Annotated in this window: 13 protein-coding genes; 5 read left to right on the forward strand and 8 right to left on the reverse strand. The window is 71.1% G+C overall.

Features of this window, described 5'->3' with window-relative positions; translation table 11 throughout:
• Positions 1 to 6 precede the first annotated feature (6 nt).
• The 6 genes from OG707_RS35165 to OG707_RS35190 all read right to left on the reverse strand — a co-directional run bounded on the left by OG707_RS35165 (position 7) and on the right by OG707_RS35190 (position 4,873).
• On the reverse strand, positions 7 to 1,014 hold the full coding sequence (locus OG707_RS35165; RefSeq protein WP_329125676.1) for a terpene synthase family protein: 1,008 nt from the start codon (positions 1,012 to 1,014) through the stop codon (positions 7 to 9).
• A gap of 6 nt (positions 1,015 to 1,020) precedes the next feature.
• Positions 1,021 to 1,239: a 1-deoxy-D-xylulose-5-phosphate synthase N-terminal domain-containing protein gene (locus OG707_RS35170; protein WP_329125678.1), complete on the reverse strand. Its 219-nt coding sequence runs from the start codon at positions 1,237 to 1,239 to the stop codon at positions 1,021 to 1,023.
• A 287-nt stretch (positions 1,240 to 1,526) separates the two neighbouring features.
• Positions 1,527 to 3,095: an amidase gene (locus OG707_RS35175; protein WP_329125680.1), complete on the reverse strand. Its 1,569-nt coding sequence runs from the start codon at positions 3,093 to 3,095 to the stop codon at positions 1,527 to 1,529.
• Positions 3,092 to 3,379: a hypothetical protein gene (locus OG707_RS35180; protein WP_329125682.1), complete on the reverse strand. Its 288-nt coding sequence runs from the start codon at positions 3,377 to 3,379 to the stop codon at positions 3,092 to 3,094. Before OG707_RS35180 ends, OG707_RS35175 begins: the two co-directional genes overlap by 4 nt.
• A gap of 94 nt (positions 3,380 to 3,473) precedes the next feature.
• Complete coding sequence (locus OG707_RS35185) at positions 3,474 to 3,869, reverse strand: ribonuclease (RefSeq protein ID WP_329125684.1); 396 nt, start codon at positions 3,867 to 3,869, stop codon at positions 3,474 to 3,476.
• 122 nt (positions 3,870 to 3,991) lie between these two features.
• Positions 3,992 to 4,873, reverse strand: a complete 882-nt coding sequence (locus OG707_RS35190; protein WP_329125686.1) for a ribonuclease HI — start codon at positions 4,871 to 4,873, stop codon at positions 3,992 to 3,994.
• A gap of 210 nt (positions 4,874 to 5,083) precedes the next feature.
• On the opposite strand from OG707_RS35190, the gene tdh reads away from it, so the two are divergent.
• The 3 genes from tdh (at position 5,084) to OG707_RS35205 (ending at position 8,469) form a co-directional block, all read left to right on the forward strand.
• A complete protein-coding gene (gene tdh, locus OG707_RS35195) occupies positions 5,084 to 6,112 on the forward strand; it encodes an L-threonine 3-dehydrogenase (protein ID WP_329125688.1) in 1,029 nt (342 codons plus the stop codon).
• 264 nt (positions 6,113 to 6,376) lie between these two features.
• Entirely contained in the window at positions 6,377 to 7,558 is a 1,182-nt protein-coding gene (locus OG707_RS35200; RefSeq protein ID WP_329125690.1) for a glycine C-acetyltransferase, read from the forward strand.
• Positions 7,555 to 8,469 carry a LysR family transcriptional regulator gene (locus OG707_RS35205; protein WP_329125693.1) on the forward strand — a complete coding sequence of 305 codons (915 nt, stop codon included), beginning with the start codon at positions 7,555 to 7,557 and terminating at the stop codon, positions 8,467 to 8,469. The genes OG707_RS35200 and OG707_RS35205 overlap by 4 nt, the downstream gene beginning before the upstream one ends.
• Before the next feature lie 3 nt (positions 8,470 to 8,472).
• Here the strand turns inward: OG707_RS35205 and OG707_RS35210 are convergent, their stop codons facing one another.
• On the reverse strand, positions 8,473 to 10,377 hold the full coding sequence (locus tag OG707_RS35210) for a M64 family metallopeptidase (RefSeq protein ID WP_329125695.1): 1,905 nt from the start codon (positions 10,375 to 10,377) through the stop codon (positions 8,473 to 8,475).
• A gap of 77 nt (positions 10,378 to 10,454) precedes the next feature.
• Complete coding sequence (locus OG707_RS35215; protein ID WP_329125697.1) at positions 10,455 to 11,483, reverse strand: LacI family DNA-binding transcriptional regulator; 1,029 nt, start codon at positions 11,481 to 11,483, stop codon at positions 10,455 to 10,457.
• 84 nt (positions 11,484 to 11,567) lie between these two features.
• Between OG707_RS35215 and OG707_RS35220 the strand changes: the two genes are divergently transcribed.
• Together OG707_RS35220 and OG707_RS35225 are read left to right on the forward strand one after the other, a co-directional pair.
• On the forward strand, positions 11,568 to 13,316 hold the full coding sequence (locus OG707_RS35220) for a DUF2264 domain-containing protein (protein WP_329125698.1): 1,749 nt from the start codon (positions 11,568 to 11,570) through the stop codon (positions 13,314 to 13,316).
• Complete coding sequence (locus tag OG707_RS35225; protein ID WP_329125700.1) at positions 13,265 to 16,009, forward strand: carbohydrate-binding protein; 2,745 nt, start codon at positions 13,265 to 13,267, stop codon at positions 16,007 to 16,009. Before OG707_RS35220 ends, OG707_RS35225 begins: the two co-directional genes overlap by 52 nt.
• Positions 16,010 to 16,090: the final 81 nt, after the last annotated feature.

Genomic DNA, 16,090 nt, shown 5'->3' on the forward strand with positions numbered 1-16,090 from the left:
GCCTGGTCAGGCGCGGCTGTGCGAGGGGAGGGCGTCGTGCCGCGACGTCTGGTACCGCTCGGCACGGAGGTGGTAGTCGAAGTCTCCGCGGACGAGCATGCGGTAGTCGTGGACGCACTGCTCGACATCCGCCAGGACGTTGCTGCCGGCCCCGATGGATTTCAGCTGGGAAGTCAGCTGTCGCTCGGCTTTCTGGATGCGCTCGATATACACGGCGAGCATGTCGTTCGCCACTTCGAAGGCTTCCTGCAGCGAGCATCCGCGATGATGCTGGATCAGGCAGACGGAGTTGTGGTAATAGCCGACCTCTTGCTCTTTCTGCGTCGAGCAGATGTCGTTGTAGAGGGCGATGTGGTCGGTCGCCGCGTTGCGCAGGGCGATGAATCCGGAAAGGTTCCTCACCGCCTCCGGAAGGTCGATCCGGGCGGGTATCTCGTACAGGTCCAGGAATCCCCGCATGGCGATGGCATCGCGCCGGTGGTGGCTGAACTCCTCGACTTCAGGAACATGGCCGGAGGCCCGGTCGGCAGCTTCCGTGTAGTAGGTCCACAGCCACCCCGAGGTGTCCCGGCGGAACACCTTGGTCCACCCGGCCGAGCGGTTCGAGCAGATGCGCTGCCACAAGTCGGAGAGTGCGTGCTCCAGCGGGCCGGCCGGGGCTTCCTTCCCGTCGATCACGGCGATCAGCCGGACGATGACCTCCTCGCACCGGGCCGGGTCACGCCCCTGCGGGCCGTCGTCGAACATGTCGTCGACAACGAAGGACCAGACGGTCCACTCGCAGAAGAGCACAAGGTCGGCCAGCTCTGCTGCGGGATAGATCAGGGACGCCCAGAGCTCGGGACGGGCCTGGCGAACCTGTTCGTGGACCTCCGGTGTCGGGCACAGGTCGAAACGGTCCGTCCACTGCCACATCTCCACGGCTGCCTCGTTCATGAGGGCGTTGCACCCCATGCTGGGAAACGGCATGTCGAAGCGCGGAAGTGTGGCCCGCTCCGGGATGTTGATCGCCATCATCTTTTACCTCTCGTGTCGTTGCTGCCCGACGCTGCGCGAGGGGTGTCCGAGCAGTGAGTCGGCCTGACGCAGGCATGCGAAATCCCTGTGGCGGCAGGTGAGCGGCTGGTGTGCGTACGTCTGGTGCCCGGCGTCGACGACGAGCGTGTCCCGGGGAGAGCGGCGGACCCGGTGCAGGTCCGGAGCCGTGCCGCCGAGGCGGTCACGTGTCGGAGAGCTCATCGGGCGCGTTCCTGTCGCCGGGGTCTGGGGCGGGGGCGGAGCCATCACCAACCCGGTGTGTTGCACCGGTTGTTGGAGGCTGGCAGCCGCCCCGTACAACTAGTACACCGCTCATGCGTTCGTTCGAACAGAGGGCCCTGGTGATGGAATCGCCAAAACCGGTACAACATGGCGTGGTTGTGCACTCAGGTGGGCGTCCGATCGGAACGAAGACGGCAAAAATGGGCAGGGCGGCCAACAGTGCAGGCCGCAGTCGTTGAGCTGCGACAGGCGTCTTCCGAACAGTCCTAGGCCGAGGCAGCCGCCGCTTCCTCGGCGGTGAGCCGCGGCCGGGCGGCGGGCGCCTGCCTGCTGAGACCCTGATGCGGTGCGGGGTCCGCCGGGCGGCGGGTGTGCCAGTCCGTGACGGCCTGATAGGCGGCGGCGACTTCGAGGAGGCGGTCCTCCTCGTACGGCTGCCCGCCGAGGATCACCCCCTGCGGGATCCCGTCCGTGAAGCCCGCGGGGAAGGCGAGTTCCGGCAGTCCGAGGATGTCGAAGGGCACGGGCCCCGTCTGCAGCAGGACGTCGCAGTGGGCCATGACCCCGTCCAGGACCTCCCTCAGGAGGTGGTTCTTGGCCCGCTGGGCCGTGATCCACTCGTCGCCGGAGATCATCAGGCCCTGCAGCCAACTCAGCAGCGACACCCCGAACTTCGCGGGGTCCTCCTGCAGCCAGTGCCGGAAGGGCTCCGTCCGCTCGGAGAGCCGGGCGGCGTTGAACGTCCCGGTCAGCAGAGCCCAGTCAGCCGGATAGGTGACGTCCACGAGCGTCACCCCCGAGATCCCGTCCAGCGTGTCCAGGAAGGCCTTGCGCACATCGGACGCCGAGGCGAGGAAGTCGGCGGGCACCCCCACCCGTACCGCCCTGCGCATCCGCACCGTCCCGCCCCGCGAGACCACTGGTGTCGCCGAACGGATGAGATCGGGCACCGCGGGAAGCCCCAGCGTGCGCGGGTCCTTCGGGTCGGGCCCCGCCATCACGGACATCATGATCGCCGCATCCATGGCGTCGCGCGCCAGCGGCCCGCTGTGGTCCCTGGTGTACGAGAGCGGGATCACGCCGTGGATCGAGACCCGGCCCATCGTGGGCTTCAGCCCCGTCAGGTTCTGCTGGTTGGACGGCAGGACGATGGACCCGCCGGTCTGTGTGCCGATCGACGACGCGGCCATCCGCCCCGCCACCGCGCATGCGGGGCCGGTCGACGAACCGCCCGGATCCACCGAAGGGTCGTCCGGAGTCCAGGCGTTGACCGTGGTGACCGTCCCGTCGGGCGTCGTGGCGCGTGTGGTGGCGAGCGGGCCCATCTGCCCCTTGCCGAGCACGATGCCGCCCGCCGCGGTCAGCCGGGCCACGGCCGTCGCGTCGTGGTCGGGCACGAAGTCCTGGAAGATGAAGGAGTTGCAGCGCGTGGGGACGCCCGCGGTGAAGTAGTTGTCCTTGATGCAGAGCGGAATGCCCTTCAGGATTCCGTGCGCCCCGCCGCGCCGGTCGGCCCTGCGGGCCGCGGCGAGCGCCGCGTCGCCCGTCACCTCGGCGTACGCCTGATAGGTGGAACCGTAGGCCGCGATCCGCTCCAGGTACGCCTGGGTGAGTGCGGCGGAGGTGAGCTTGCCGCCTCGCATCAGCACCACGGCCTCGGCGACGGTGGCCTCCGTCGGATCCTGCCTCGCCGCCTCCCGTACCTCGATGTCGGGGACGGCGAGCGGATGCGAGGCGGAGGACGTACGTGCCTCGGCGGCCTGCGGGAGCGCGATGCCGGTGGCGGCCGCGGCCGAACTCGCCAGGAAGGTCCGGCGGTTGAGGGAACGGCTCATCGGGCGCCGCCCGTCGCGTCGGCCGTCCAGGCTTCGGTGATCGACGGATAGATCAGCGGCGGTGAGGCCTGCTGCGCGTACTCCGGCCGCGCCTCGGCGCCCCACCCCGCGAGCGCGGCGGGCGTCGAGGCGACGAAGCTCCGCAGGGAGCGGAGCGCCTCGGCCCGGGTGGGTGCTCCGGTGGCGGGGTCGGACACCTCGGGGAGTTTGTCGAGGTCGACGCCCGCCAGGGCGAGGCGGGTGCGTATGTAGGCGTCGAGCTGTTTGGTCGTGGGCGCGCTCAAGGGGGCCTCCATGATCACTGTGTGGGTGCTGCGACCTCATCAGCCGTTCATGAAGACCCCGTTGACCTCACGCTTCACACGTGTAACTTCCGCTTCAGCAGCCGAAGTCGACCAGCCGGAACGTGACGTAGTGGTCGGCCGTGTAGTAGTCCTCGGCGGTCTTGCTGCCGGTGACGATGCGGCGCGCTCCGCGCGTGGAGCTGCCCGGAGTGATGACCGTGTACTCGTGGTAGTAGCCGGTCGACTGGGAGGGGAGGACTCCTTCGCGGTTCTGGAAGACGACACCGTCCTGCGAGTACGGGTACGGGCCGCCCGCGTCGATCAGGTCGAGGGTGTCGTGCGCCTGGGAGGGCAGGGCCGTGTAACAGACGGTCCCGCTGACGGTGGCATGCGCCTCGGTGGCGACCAGGACGGAGGGGGCCATGACGACCGCGGTGGCGACGGCGACGGCAGCGGCACGGGTGCGCAACGCGCGTAGAGTGATTCGCATGTGGACCAGGATGGGGGCGCGCGGGGCCACAGGGGAAGAGGCATGATGAACCGTCACTTCCGCTTTACTTCGTGTTACTTGAAGGAAATCCACCCTCACCGGACCTTCACCCCGGGCAGGGTTCAGGCGGCGGATTCCTGCCACTGGGCCACCGATTCCGCCGCGATGGCGGCGGCTGTCGCGCGCGCCGTCGCGGCCGGGACCCCGCCGGTGGCGGTCCGGCGGGCGTGCAGGGCGAGCCGGTCGGCGCCCTCGTTGAGGGGGTGGCCGTCGTGGCCGCGCACCCAGCGCAGGGTGACCGGCGGCCGTACGGTCAGCTCCTGACGTATCACGATCAGCGTCCCGTGCACCCGTGCGCTGCGCGGCGAAGGGGCGCGCCACGGCCCGCCGGGCCGCTCCGGGCGGAGGCTGTCGACCAGATGGATCGCCGCGCGGCTGTCGCACAGCACGGTGAGGTCGTGGGTGCGCGGTGCGGCCCTCAACAGCTCCTGGATGCCGAAGAGTTCGGCCTCCAGCGGCTCGGTGCACACCGCAGGACCGAACCCGTACGCGCCGTTCTCGTCCAGCCACGCCCAGCCGCCGTCCCTGGTGTGCTGTGCATGCGAACCGTCGCTCGCGGCGGTCAGCGACGGACGCTGCTCGGTGGCCTCGCGCACCAGGCGCGTCGCGGCCTCCCTGGCGCGGCAGTGCAGCAGACTGCCACCGATCACGTCCTGGGGTGCGCAGACCGTCAAGTACGGGATCCGGGAGGCGAGTTCGGTCAGGGTGAGCGAGAGCAGCTGGTCGTTGCAGAGCAGCGTGACCCGGCTGCGGTCCACGAGTGCGGGGCGCCGCAGCAGCGACTCCATGGCGTCGAGCAGCGCGTGGGGATGGTCCAGGCCCGGAGGGCAGAGCGTCTCGGTGTGCCAGCCGCCCGCCTCGGCCAGCGCCCAGGCGCGGCGGCCCGCACGCTTGGCGACGACGAGTGCGGTGAGCGTGGGCAGGGGCGTGGCGGCGGTGGTCATGGCGGACCTCCGGGCTCGTAGCGGACACGAGTGCGCGGTGTACTCCATGACGTGCGAGCGACGCCTGAGGTTCCCGGGCCGGGGTGCGGGAAGCGGGGTGTGAAGCTCCGCTGTGGGCCCGCTTAAGAAAACCTCGATGGACCGATCCGCCCGGACTCGGCAGATTGGTGCTGTTCACTGATCGCCACCGCCACGCCTGGAGCCGCCGCGATGAAGGCACTTGTCAAGCAGCACGCCGAGCCCGGGCTGTGGCTCATGGACGTACCCGAGCCGGAGACGGGCCCGGGCGATGTGCTGATCAAGGTGCTGCGTACGGGGATCTGTGGCACCGACCTGCACATCCGCTCCTGGGACGGCTGGGCGCAGCAGGCGGTCGAGACGCCGCTCGTGCTCGGGCACGAGTTCGTGGGCGAGGTCGCATCGGTCGGCGCCGACGTGCGCGACATCGCGGTGGGCGACCTGGTCAGCGGCGAGGGGCACCTGGTCTGCGGCAAGTGCCGCAACTGTCTGGCCGGCCGCCGCCACCTGTGCCGCTCGACGATCGGCCTCGGCGTCGGCCGCAACGGTGCCTTCGCGGAGTACGTTGCCCTGCCGGCCTCCAATGTGTGGGTGCACCGTTCCCCGGTCGACCTGGACGTCGCCGCGATCTTCGACCCCTTCGGCAACGCGGTCCACACCGCGCTCTCCTTCCCGCTGGTCGGCGAGGACGTCCTGATCACGGGCGCCGGCCCGATCGGCATCATGGCGGCGGCGGTCGCCAAGCACGCGGGTGCGCGCAACGTGGTCATCACGGATGTCAGTCCGTACCGCCTCGAACTGGCGACCAAGGCGGGCGCGACGCTCGCGGTCAACGTCGCCGAGACGTCGATCGCCGACGCGCAGCGACAGCTCGGGCTGCGGGAGGGCTTCGACATCGGCCTGGAGATGTCCGGCCGCCCCGAGGCGATGCGGGACATGGTCGCGAACATGACGCACGGCGGGCGGATCGCGATGCTCGGCCTTCCGGCGGAGGAGTTCGCGGTCGACTGGTCGAAGATCGTGACGTCGATGATCACCGTGAAGGGGATCTACGGGCGCGAGATGTTCGAGACCTGGTACGCGATGACGGTGCTGCTGGAGGGCGGCCTGGACCTGTCCCCGGTGATCACGAACCGCTACGGCTTCCAGGACTTCGAGGCGGCGTTCGACGAGGCGGCGACGGGCCGCTGCGGCAAGATCATCCTCGACTGGACGGCCTGATCCCCGCTGGGGGCTCCGCCCCCAGGCCCCCGGTCCTCAATCGCCGGACGGGCTGGTTTTTGCTGAACTTGAATCGCACGCGCAGCAAAATCAAGCCTCTCCGGCGATTGAGGAGCGGGGTCTGCGGGGCGGAGCCCCAGCGGGGGTCTGCGGGGCGGAGCCCCCGGTCTCGGGAAGGGGCGGGATCGGGGAACCCCTCCGTCTGCGACCCCGGCCCGCCCACCGACCCGCACCCACCACAACTACCGCACCCCGGGAGCACGCATGTACGGCACCGTCCGCGAAGACCTCCGCGCCACCCTCGACGAGATCCGCGAAGCGGGTCTCTTCAAGCCCGAGCGCGTCATCTCCACCCCCCAGAGCGCCACCGTCTCCGTCCCCTCCGGCGACGTCCTGAACTTCTGCGCCAACAACTACCTCGGCCTCGCCGACCACCCCGAGATCGTCGCCGCCGCCAAGGACGCCCTCGACCGCTGGGGCTACGGCATGGCGTCCGTCCGCTTCATCTGCGGCACCCAGGACGTCCACAAGGAGCTCGAGGCCCGCCTCTCCGCGTTCCTCGGCCAGGAGGACACGATCCTCTACTCCTCCTGCTTCGACGCCAACGGCGGCGTCTTCGAGACCCTCCTCGGCGCCGAGGACGCGGTCATCTCCGACGCCCTCAACCACGCCTCGATCATCGACGGCATCCGCCTCTCCAAGGCCCGCCGTCACCGCTACGCCAACCGCGACCTCGCCGACCTGGAGCAGCAGCTCAAGGACACCCAGGACGCCCGCCGCCGCCTCATCGTCACCGACGGCGTCTTCTCCATGGACGGCTACGTCGCCCCCCTCGCCGAGATCTGCGACCTCGCCGACCGCTACGACGCCATGGTCATGGTCGACGACTCCCACGCCGTCGGCTTCGTCGGCCCCGGCGGCCGCGGCACCCCCGAGCTGCACGGCGTGATGGACCGCGTCGACATCATCACCGGCACCCTCGGCAAGGCCCTCGGCGGCGCTTCGGGGGGCTACGTCGCCGCCCGCGCGGAGATCGTCGCGCTGCTCCGTCAGCGCTCGCGCCCGTACCTCTTCTCGAACTCCCTCGCCCCGGTCATCGCCGCCGCCTCCCTCAAGGTCCTCGACCTCCTGGAGTCCGCGGGCGACCTGCGCGACAAGCTCGCCGCCAACACCTCGCTCTTCCGTACGAAGATGACCGAGGCCGGCTTCGAGATCCTCCCCGGCGACCACGCCATCGCCCCCGTCATGATCGGCGATGCCGCCGAGGCGGGCCGCATGGCCGAGCTGCTCCTGGAGCGGGGCGTCTACGTGATCGGGTTCTCCTACCCCGTCGTCCCGATGGGCAAGGCCCGCATCCGCGTCCAGCTCTCCGCCGCGCACTCCACCGCCGACGTCGAGCGGGCGATTGCGGCCTTCATCGACGCACGGGCGACAATGGCCGGGTGATCGACCCCCGCCGTCTGCGCATCCTGCGGGCCGTGGCGGACCACCGAACGGTGACCGCCGCGGCCGCAGCGCTGTATCTGACCCCCTCCGCCGTCTCTCAGCAGCTCGCCGCGCTGGAGCAGGAGACCGGGCACGCCCTCCTGACCCGCAGCGGCCGGGGCGTGCGCCTCACCGCGGCCGGAGAGATCCTCCTCACCCACACCCATGAGGTCCTCGCGCAGCTGGAGCGCGCCGAGGCCGAGCTCGCCGCCTACGCGGACGGCGCCGCCGGCGAGGTCACCGTCGCCGCCTTCGCGACGGGCATCGCAGAGGTCCTCGCCCCCGCCATCCGTGACCTCGCGGACACCCGCCCCGGCCTGCGCATCCACGTACGCGACGCCGAGGGCGACGAGAGCCTGACCCTCGTCCTGGACGGCCGGGCGGACCTCGCGCTGGCCGTCGAGTACCGGGGCGCACCCCACGAGGACGACCGCCGCCTGGCCCGCGTCCCGCTCTACGCCGAGCCCTTCGACGCGGTGCTCCCCGCCGGGCACCCCCTCGCCCAGGCCCCCACCGTCGAGCTCGCCGACCTCGCCGGCGCCGACTGGATCGGCCAGTACCCCGGCAACCCCTGCCACGACGTGATGCTGCTCGCCTGCGAACTCGCCGGATTCGAGCCCCGCCTCACCCACTCCTCCGACGACTACCGCGCGGTCGTCGCCCTCGCGGGGGCGGGCGCGGGCGTGGCGCTCGTGCCGCGCTCCGCGCTGCGCGGGATGGAGCTGAAGGAGGCGGTCGTACGCCCCGTACAGGGGCAGGCCGCGACCCGCCGGGTCTTCGCGGCCGTACGGAGAGGGGCCGAGCAGCACCCGCTGCTGCGACCCCTCCTCGACGCACTCGCCGACGCGGCGGCCGGACTCACCACCGGCTGAGGCTCACCCCTTCGGCGGCACCAAGGTCACCAGGAATTTCTTCGCGGCGCCGACGTTCCCCGCCGGGTCGATCGTCCGGTACTCGACGGTGTGGGTGCCGTAGTCCGGCGTCGCGTCGTCCCACGGCACGGCCCGGGTCTTCCCGAGCTTTCCGTAGACGAGGTTGTCGATGTTCGTGCCACCGGGTGTGAAGAGGTACGGCGCCGAGGCGTCCGTCGGCCAGCCGTAGTAGGTGTACCAGCCGTCGCCGTCGACCCTGAACTGCTGCACCACATAACCCTGTTGGTCGTCGGTGGCGGTCAGCTTCATGGTGAACGCGCCGTCGTAGACGTACTCCGTCGGCTTCCCGTGACGGCTGACCGTACGGAGCGGTTCGGAGAGCGCGTACGCGGCCGTGGCCGGGGTCGCGTCGACCGTCCAGGCGAGCTGCTGGGAGGTCCCCGCGATCCGCGCCTTCAGAGTGTGCGTGCCGGGGCGCAGCTTCAGGGCGCCCAGGTCGAGATCGCGGTCGTTGCCGCGGGTGTGCACCGGGCGCCCGTCGAGGGACCAAGTGACGGCGGGCGCACGGCCAGTGGCGGGGTGGGAGGTGTCGGCGTACACGACGGAGGACGCGCCGACCGGGGCGGTGGTGGCGGTGTGGTCGGTGAACTCGGCTGCCACGGCGGCCTGTTGCGTGTGGACTGCCGTGTCGACCGTCCATGTCACGGTCCTGGTCAGCGCGCTGGAGGCGCGGATCGCGGGGTCGCGTACGAACGGCGTTGGGTCGGTGACCGTGGCCGTCAACCGGTGCGTCCCGCCCCGCAGATGCAGCGCGCGCAGATCGAGGGTGCGGGCGCCGGCCGCGGACCGTACGGGACGGCCGTCGAGCTGCCAGCCGACGTCCAGGGCGCCGCCCACCGGGTGCAGCGTGTCGACCCACACGGACCGGTCGGCGCCGACCGGGTCCGCGCTCGGGGTGTGGTCCTGGATCAGGTTGACCTTGGCGGAGATCGCCCGGGTCATCACCTCGCGCTCGACCTGGTCGAAGGCGTAACCGAGGGTCTTCATCATGGAGTGCTTGCTGGGCCGCCAGACACCCTTGGTGTCGTACATCCCGCCCTCGTAGCGGCCGATGGTGCCGCCGGACAGGCTCGTCTCGCCCAGCCAGCGCCACCACTTGGCCTGCTGGTCCTTCATCTGCTGCTCGGTGAGGAGCGTGTGGTGGGCGGAGTCGGGCTCGCCGCCCTCGTAGGTGCCGCCCGCGACACCGCGCGCGTAGTAGTCGTACTCGTCCTGGAGGCCGCCGAGCGAGTGGCCTATCTCGTGCGGGGTGATCAGCGAGGAGAGGGCGTTGCCGCCGGAGGCCGTCGCGTAGGTGCCGCCCGCGCCCCCGTAGGTCTTGCTGTTGGCGAGGGCGACGATCTGCCGGTTCGAACCGGCCGTGCCGGGCACGAGGTCGGCGAGCGCGCTCGCCTTGGAGCTGTTCATGGTGAGCAGCCGCTGCACGCTGCCTGCGTTGCAGCCGCCCCAGAAGCCCATGTCGAGGACGGTGTCGCGGCGCGGTGCGTCGAGGCCCGGGTCGCAGTCGACGCCGGACTCGGGGGACGGTGTCTCGACCGCCCAGACGTTGATGTACGAGCGGTAGGAGGCGAAGGGCTCGGTGGACCACAGCACATTCATGTGCTTCTCGACATCGGCCCGGAACGCGGGCAGTTCGTCGGCCGTGTAGCCGTCGCCGAGCACCACGATGTTGAAGCGCTTGTCGGCCGGACCCGTGTTCTGGACGGGCAGCACGGTCGCGTTCGCGGTCACGGGCGTCCCGCCGGTGCCGGCGGCCGCGGCCGGGGACGGAGTGGAGCCGAGGACACATGCGGCGAGGAGCGCGCCCGCCGCGGCGAGCACCCCCGCCCTTCTGCCGGAAGCTTTCATGCGGCGGAGCGTACGGGTGGGGCCAATGGGCCGTAAAGAGCCCCGAGTTGAGTTCGGCCAGGTGGTATCAGGTGGTATCAGGCGGTGGACTCCCTGACGATCAGCTCGGTGGCGACCTCGACGCGGGTGGTGGGCGGCGTCTCCCCGGCGATCAGCTGCAGGACCATGCGGGCGGCCAGCGCGGTCATCTCGGCGAGCGGGGTGCGGACCGTCGTCAGCCGGGGGGTCACCCAGTCCGCGAACGGCAGGTCGTCGAAGCCCACGACGCTGAGGTCCTCGGGGATGCGCAGCCCCAGCTCGGCGGCGGCCCGGTAGGTGCCGAGCGCCTGGTGGTCGCTGCCCGCGAAGACCGCGGTCGGGCGGTCGGGCAGTCGCAGCAGATCCAGGGCGTGCCGGTGGGCCGGGCCATGGGTGAAGTCCCCGTAGCGCACGAGCTCTTCGTCGTACGGGATGCCGGCCTCCTCCAGCGCCGTACGGTATCCGCCCACCCTGGCGCGGGAGGTGAGCCGGCGCTCGGGGCCGCTGATGAGGGCGATCCGCCGGTGGCCGAGCCCGACCAGATGGCGGGTCGCGGCAAGGCCGCCGGGCCAGTTGGTGGCACCCACCCACGGCACGCCCGGTGCCGGTTCGTCGATGGGCGCGACCAGCGCGAACGGGAGCGCGAGGCGGCGCAGCTCCCGGTGCTGGGCGGCGGTGAGTTCGGGCACGACCAGGATCGCGCCGCGGGTGGGCCGGGTGGCGAGCGAATCCAGCCACTGGCGGGCGAGTCGGCTGCGGCCGTGGGTGGCCGAGACGACGAGGCCCATCCCCACGTCGTGCAGGGTCTCCTCCGCGCCGCGGATCAGCTCCACCGCCCAGGGGCTGTCCAGCTCGTTGATGACGAAGTCGATCAGCCCGCCCCGGGGAAGCGCGGGGTCCGTTGGGCGTGCCCCTCCGGGGCGGTATCCGTGCTGCTCCAGAAGGCGCTGGACCTTGGTGCGCGTCTTCGAAGAGACATCGGATCTGTTGTGCAGCACCTTGGAGACCGTCGAGACCGAAACCCCGGCCTCATGAGCTATTTCGGCCAGGGTGCTCCCAGCGGTTTCCTCCCCACCCGTTGACGTCATCCGATGTTTCTCCTACGTTTCGTGGCGTTCCCGTTGTTGCGAAAACTATCGCAACATCAACTCCCATTCCCAGGGGTGGACTTCATGAGGCGCTGGCTGCAGGGCTGTGTCACCTCCCTCGCCGAGCCGCTCCTCCCGTACTTCAGCGAGGGCCGCGCCCGGCTGCGGCTCGGCGCCAACACCGCGATCCACGACGACACGGCTGCCGAACTCGAAGCGTTCGCACGCCCGTTGTGGGGACTCGCCCCGCTCGCGGCGGGCGGCGGCCCCTTCGATCACTGGGACCACTGGGTCCGGGGACTCGCCGCGGGAACCGACCCCGACCACCCCGAGTACTGGGGCGAACCCGGCCCGCACGACCAGCGCATCGTCGAAATGGCCGCCATCGGCTTCGCCCTCGCGCTCGCCCCCGACCGGCTCTGGGACCCCCTCACAGGCCCCGAACGCGACCGCGTCGCCCACTGGCTGCGCTCCGCACTCGACCGGCCGACCACCGCCAACAACTGGCTCTTCTTCCCCGTCCTGATCTCCCTCGGCCTCGACCGCGTCGGCGTCCCGTACGACCGCGAGACCGTCCGCACCCGCCTCGAGCGCCTGGAGACCTTCTCCCTCGGCGACGGCTGGTACTCCGACGGCCCGACCGAGCGCCGCGACTACTACGTCCCCTGGGCGATGCACTTCTACGGCCTGCTCTACGCCGCCGTCGCAGGCGACCTCGACCCCGAGCGCGCCGTCCGCTTCCGGATGCGCGCCTCCCTCTTCGCCCGCGACTTCCAGCACTGGTTCGCCGACGACGGCACCGCCGTCCCCTACGGCCGCAGCCTCACCTACCGCTTCGCCCAGGCCGCCTACTGGGGCGCCCTCCCGTACGCAGGCGTCGAAGCCCTCCCCTGGGGCGTCGTCAAGGGCCACTACCTGCGCCACCTCCGCTGGTGGCGGCAGCAGCCCATCACCACACCCGAAGGACTGCTCACGATCGGCTACGGCTACCCCCAGCCCGCACTCGCCGAGCAGTACAACGCACCAGGATCCCCGTACTGGGCCCTGAAAACCTTCCTCCCCCTCGCGCTCCCCGAGAGCCACCCCTTCTGGAGCGCCCCCGAACTCCCCGCCCCCGCAGTCCCATCCGTCTCCGGACAGCCCCACGCGGGCGCCGTCCTGATGCGCGCGGGCGGCGACGTGACGCTCCTCGCCGGACGCCAGCACCACTCCTGGGTGCGCCACGGCGCCGAGAAGTACGCCAAGTTCGCGTACTCCACCCGCTTCGGCTTCAGCCTCCCCGCCGGGCCCGTCGGCCTCGACCAGGGCGCGTACGACTCGATGCTCGCCCTCAGCGAGGACGGCGACCACTACCGCGTACGGGAAGAGCCCGCCGACTCCGCCGTCACGGACGGCACGGTGCGCTCCGCCTGGCACCCCTGGCCCGACGTGGAGATCACCACCTGGCTGACCGCGGCCCCGCCCTGGCACCTGCGCGTCCACCGCATCCGCACCGCACGCCGACTGCACACCGCCGAGGGCGGATTCGCCGTCGACCGCGACGCCGGCACCGACCGCAGGACGGGCGCCGCCCGCGCCCGCATCCTCTCCCCGGCCGGACTCACCGGACTCATCGACAGCGACGGCCGCAGAACCGGCGAGACCGTCGACTGCCTGCCCGGCACCAACGTCCTCGCCCGCCGCACCGCGATGCCCCTGCTGACCGCCGAACTCCCGCCCGGGGAGCACTGGTTGCGCTGCGCCGTACTCGGCACCGCCGCAGGACCCGAGGGCGAGACGGCATGGAAGAACCCGCCCGCACCACCGACACCGAAGACCGGAGGCCGTACGTGAGAGTCCCGCGCAGACCCAAGGCGCTGCTGGCAGCAGTCGCCGCAGCAGCCACCGCCCTCCTCGCCCTCCCGGGCGCCGCGTCCGCCGACGCGGGCACCCGCGGCCGTACGTACGAAGTCGCCTCCTGGGGCTCCGACCACGCGAGCGGCTCGGCCCGCCACCCCCTGCGCACGATCGCCCGCTGCGCGGAGCTGGTGAAGCCCGGCGACACCTGCCTCGTCCACCGGGGCACCTACCGCGAACAGATCACCCCGCCCTCCGGGACCAAGGCGGCGCCGATCACGTTCGCCGCGTACGGAGACGGCACGGTCACTGTCGACGGCACCGACACCGTCACCGGCTGGCAGGACGCGGGCGACGGCCTCGTCTCCGCCGACATCACCCTCCCACTTGACCCGTCCGAGAACGCGCTCTTCCTCGACGGCGGCCGGGCCATGGAGGGCCGCTGGCCCAACTCCGGGAGCGACCCGCTCAACCCGACCTGGGCGGTCGCCGAGAAGACCTCCACCGACCAGCACATCAACGACCCCGCCCTGCCGACAGGCGACTTCACCGGCGCGACGGTCCACATCTGGGCTGGCTCCAACCCCTGGAGCCAGCAGACCGGCACCGTCACCGCCACCACGTCCGGCGCCCTGGACTTCACCGGCGGCAACTACCGCTGCCCGCCCCTGTGCATGGGCAGCCAGACGTTCCGCAACTACTACCTCGTCGGCGCCAAGGCCACCCTCGACCGGCCGGGGGAGTGGTACTACGACAAGACGGCCCGCAAGCTCTACCTCGTCCCGCCCGCAGGCGGCATCGCGGGCCACACCGTCACCGCCAAGCGGCGCGACTGGGGCCTCGACCTCTCGGGGAGCTCGTACGTCACCGTGCGCGGACTCGACCTGTGGGGCACCTCGCTCCGTACGGGAAAGAACTCCACCGGCGTCCGCGTGAGCGGCCTGCACGCCCGCTACGTCTCCGAGTTCAGCACGCTCCCCATGCCCGCCGACTCCGACCTGTCCATCCCGCCCACCGAGGGCAACATCGTCGACTCGCGCGTCCTGGACTCCGGAGTCCAGCTCCTCGGCACCGGAAACGAGATCCGCGACAGCGAGATCGGATACTCGGCCGGCACCGGAATCCTCGTGCGCGGCAGCGGCAACACCGTCACCAACACCTATGTCCACGACGTCGGCTGGATGGGCAGCTACACCCCCGGCATCGAGATCAACGGCTCCCACCACACGATCACGCACAACACCGTCCGCCGCACAGGACGCGGCAGCATCGACGTCTCCTGGCAGCTCAACGGCGTCCCCTTCCAGGACAACCGCATCGCCTACAACGACCTCTCCGAGGCGATGCGCACCTCCCGCGACGGCGGCCCCTTCTACGTCTGCTGCAACCTGGACGCCACCGGCACCAGCATCGACCACAACACTGTCCACGACGCGGACGGCCAGGTCGGCTACTACATCGACAACTCCTCCTCCCAGTTCCTCCTCCACCACAACGTCGCGTACAACACCGGCACCCGCGGCACCTTCTTCAACGGTCACAGCAGCGTCAGCCTCGGCAACCGCGACCACAACTCGTCCTACGGCCTCGGTATCACGACCGCCGCGGTCCGCCTCAGCGGTGCCACCGACGCGACCGGCACCTACGTCAGCAACGACATCGCACTGACCCCGCTGGAGATCTCGGGCCCGGGCAACCCCGCCCCCGTCGTCCGTTCCAATCTCCTGCCGCCCGTCGACCCGGGCTACGCGGACGCCCGCAACGGTGAACTCTGGCTCCGCGACGGCTCACCGGCCATCGACGCGGGCGAGACCGTCGAAGGTGTCACCGAGGGGGTGCGGGGCACGGCCCCCGACCAGGGCGCGTACGAGTACGGCGCCCCGGTCTGGGCCAGCGGCTGCACCCTGCCCGGCTGCCAGTCCCGGGTCCGCAACACCGCCTGGAAGGCCACCGCGTCCGACGGCACCGACGCCTCGTCGGCCGTCGACGGCGACCAGACCACCCAGTGGAAGGCGGCCGGCGCCCAGACACCCGGCCAGTACGTCACCCTCGACCTCGGGACCCCGAAGACCGTCAGCCGGCTCGCCCTCGACGCGGGCCTGGACGCCACCGGCCACCCGTACGGCTTCACGGTCTCGACGAGCAGCGACGGCACACACTTCACCGCGCCCGTCGCCCGCATCGCGGGCCGCTCCTTCACCCAGGACGCCGTCTTCCCGCAGACCACCGTCCGCTATCTCCGTGTCGAACTGACCGCCCCGGGCGACACGCCCTGGGAGATCAACGAGATCCGGCTGTACGCCGACGGACCCGACGCCACCTCCACCCTCCAGGCCGAACAGGCCACATACACGAGGGGAGTTGTACGGCAGGACGCGGCGACCGGGACCCTCGGCGCCGGGGACAGCATCGGCTTCCGCTCGGTCCAGTTCGCAGCGGGCGCCGACACCCTGACCGTCCGCCTCGCCTCCGCGGGCTGCGGCCGCGGCTGCTCGCTCCAGCTGCGCCTGGGCTCACCGCACGGACCGGTCGCAGCGACCCTCCCCGTGCACGGCACGGGCGGCGCCGACACCTGGCAGGAGCAGTCGGTGCACCTCACCCACCCGCTGACCGGCACCCACGACGTCTACCTCGTCGCGGAAGGCGGCCACCGCGTCGCCGCCCTCGACCGGCTGACATTCGGTTCCTGAGACCTGTCGATTTCGGCGCAGCGCGTACGTCGTTCCCTCAGGCAGCCCGGAAAGCGGGCCGTCTGAGGGAAGGACTTGTCA

Origin of the sequence: Streptomyces sp. NBC_01465 (assembly GCF_036227325.1) — a bacterium.
Lineage (GTDB): Bacteria > Actinomycetota > Actinomycetes > Streptomycetales > Streptomycetaceae > Streptomyces.

Coding starts and splice junctions, on each gene's coding strand:
- OG707_RS35165 (WP_329125676.1), bottom strand. CDS start 1,014: ATGGCGATCAACATCCCGGAGCGGGCCACACTTCCGCGCTTCGACATG.
- OG707_RS35170 (WP_329125678.1), bottom strand. CDS start 1,239: ATGAGCTCTCCGACACGTGACCGCCTCGGCGGCACGGCTCCGGACCTG.
- OG707_RS35175 (WP_329125680.1), bottom strand. CDS start 3,095: ATGAGCCGTTCCCTCAACCGCCGGACCTTCCTGGCGAGTTCGGCCGCG.
- OG707_RS35185 (WP_329125684.1), bottom strand. CDS start 3,869: ATGCGAATCACTCTACGCGCGTTGCGCACCCGTGCCGCTGCCGTCGCC.
- OG707_RS35190 (WP_329125686.1), bottom strand. CDS start 4,873: ATGACCACCGCCGCCACGCCCCTGCCCACGCTCACCGCACTCGTCGTC.
- tdh (WP_329125688.1), top strand. CDS start 5,084: ATGAAGGCACTTGTCAAGCAGCACGCCGAGCCCGGGCTGTGGCTCATG.
- OG707_RS35200 (WP_329125690.1), top strand. CDS start 6,377: ATGTACGGCACCGTCCGCGAAGACCTCCGCGCCACCCTCGACGAGATC.
- OG707_RS35210 (WP_329125695.1), bottom strand. CDS start 10,377: ATGAAAGCTTCCGGCAGAAGGGCGGGGGTGCTCGCCGCGGCGGGCGCG.
- OG707_RS35215 (WP_329125697.1), bottom strand. CDS start 11,483: ATGACGTCAACGGGTGGGGAGGAAACCGCTGGGAGCACCCTGGCCGAA.
- OG707_RS35220 (WP_329125698.1), top strand. CDS start 11,568: ATGAGGCGCTGGCTGCAGGGCTGTGTCACCTCCCTCGCCGAGCCGCTC.
- OG707_RS35225 (WP_329125700.1), top strand. CDS start 13,265: ATGGAAGAACCCGCCCGCACCACCGACACCGAAGACCGGAGGCCGTAC.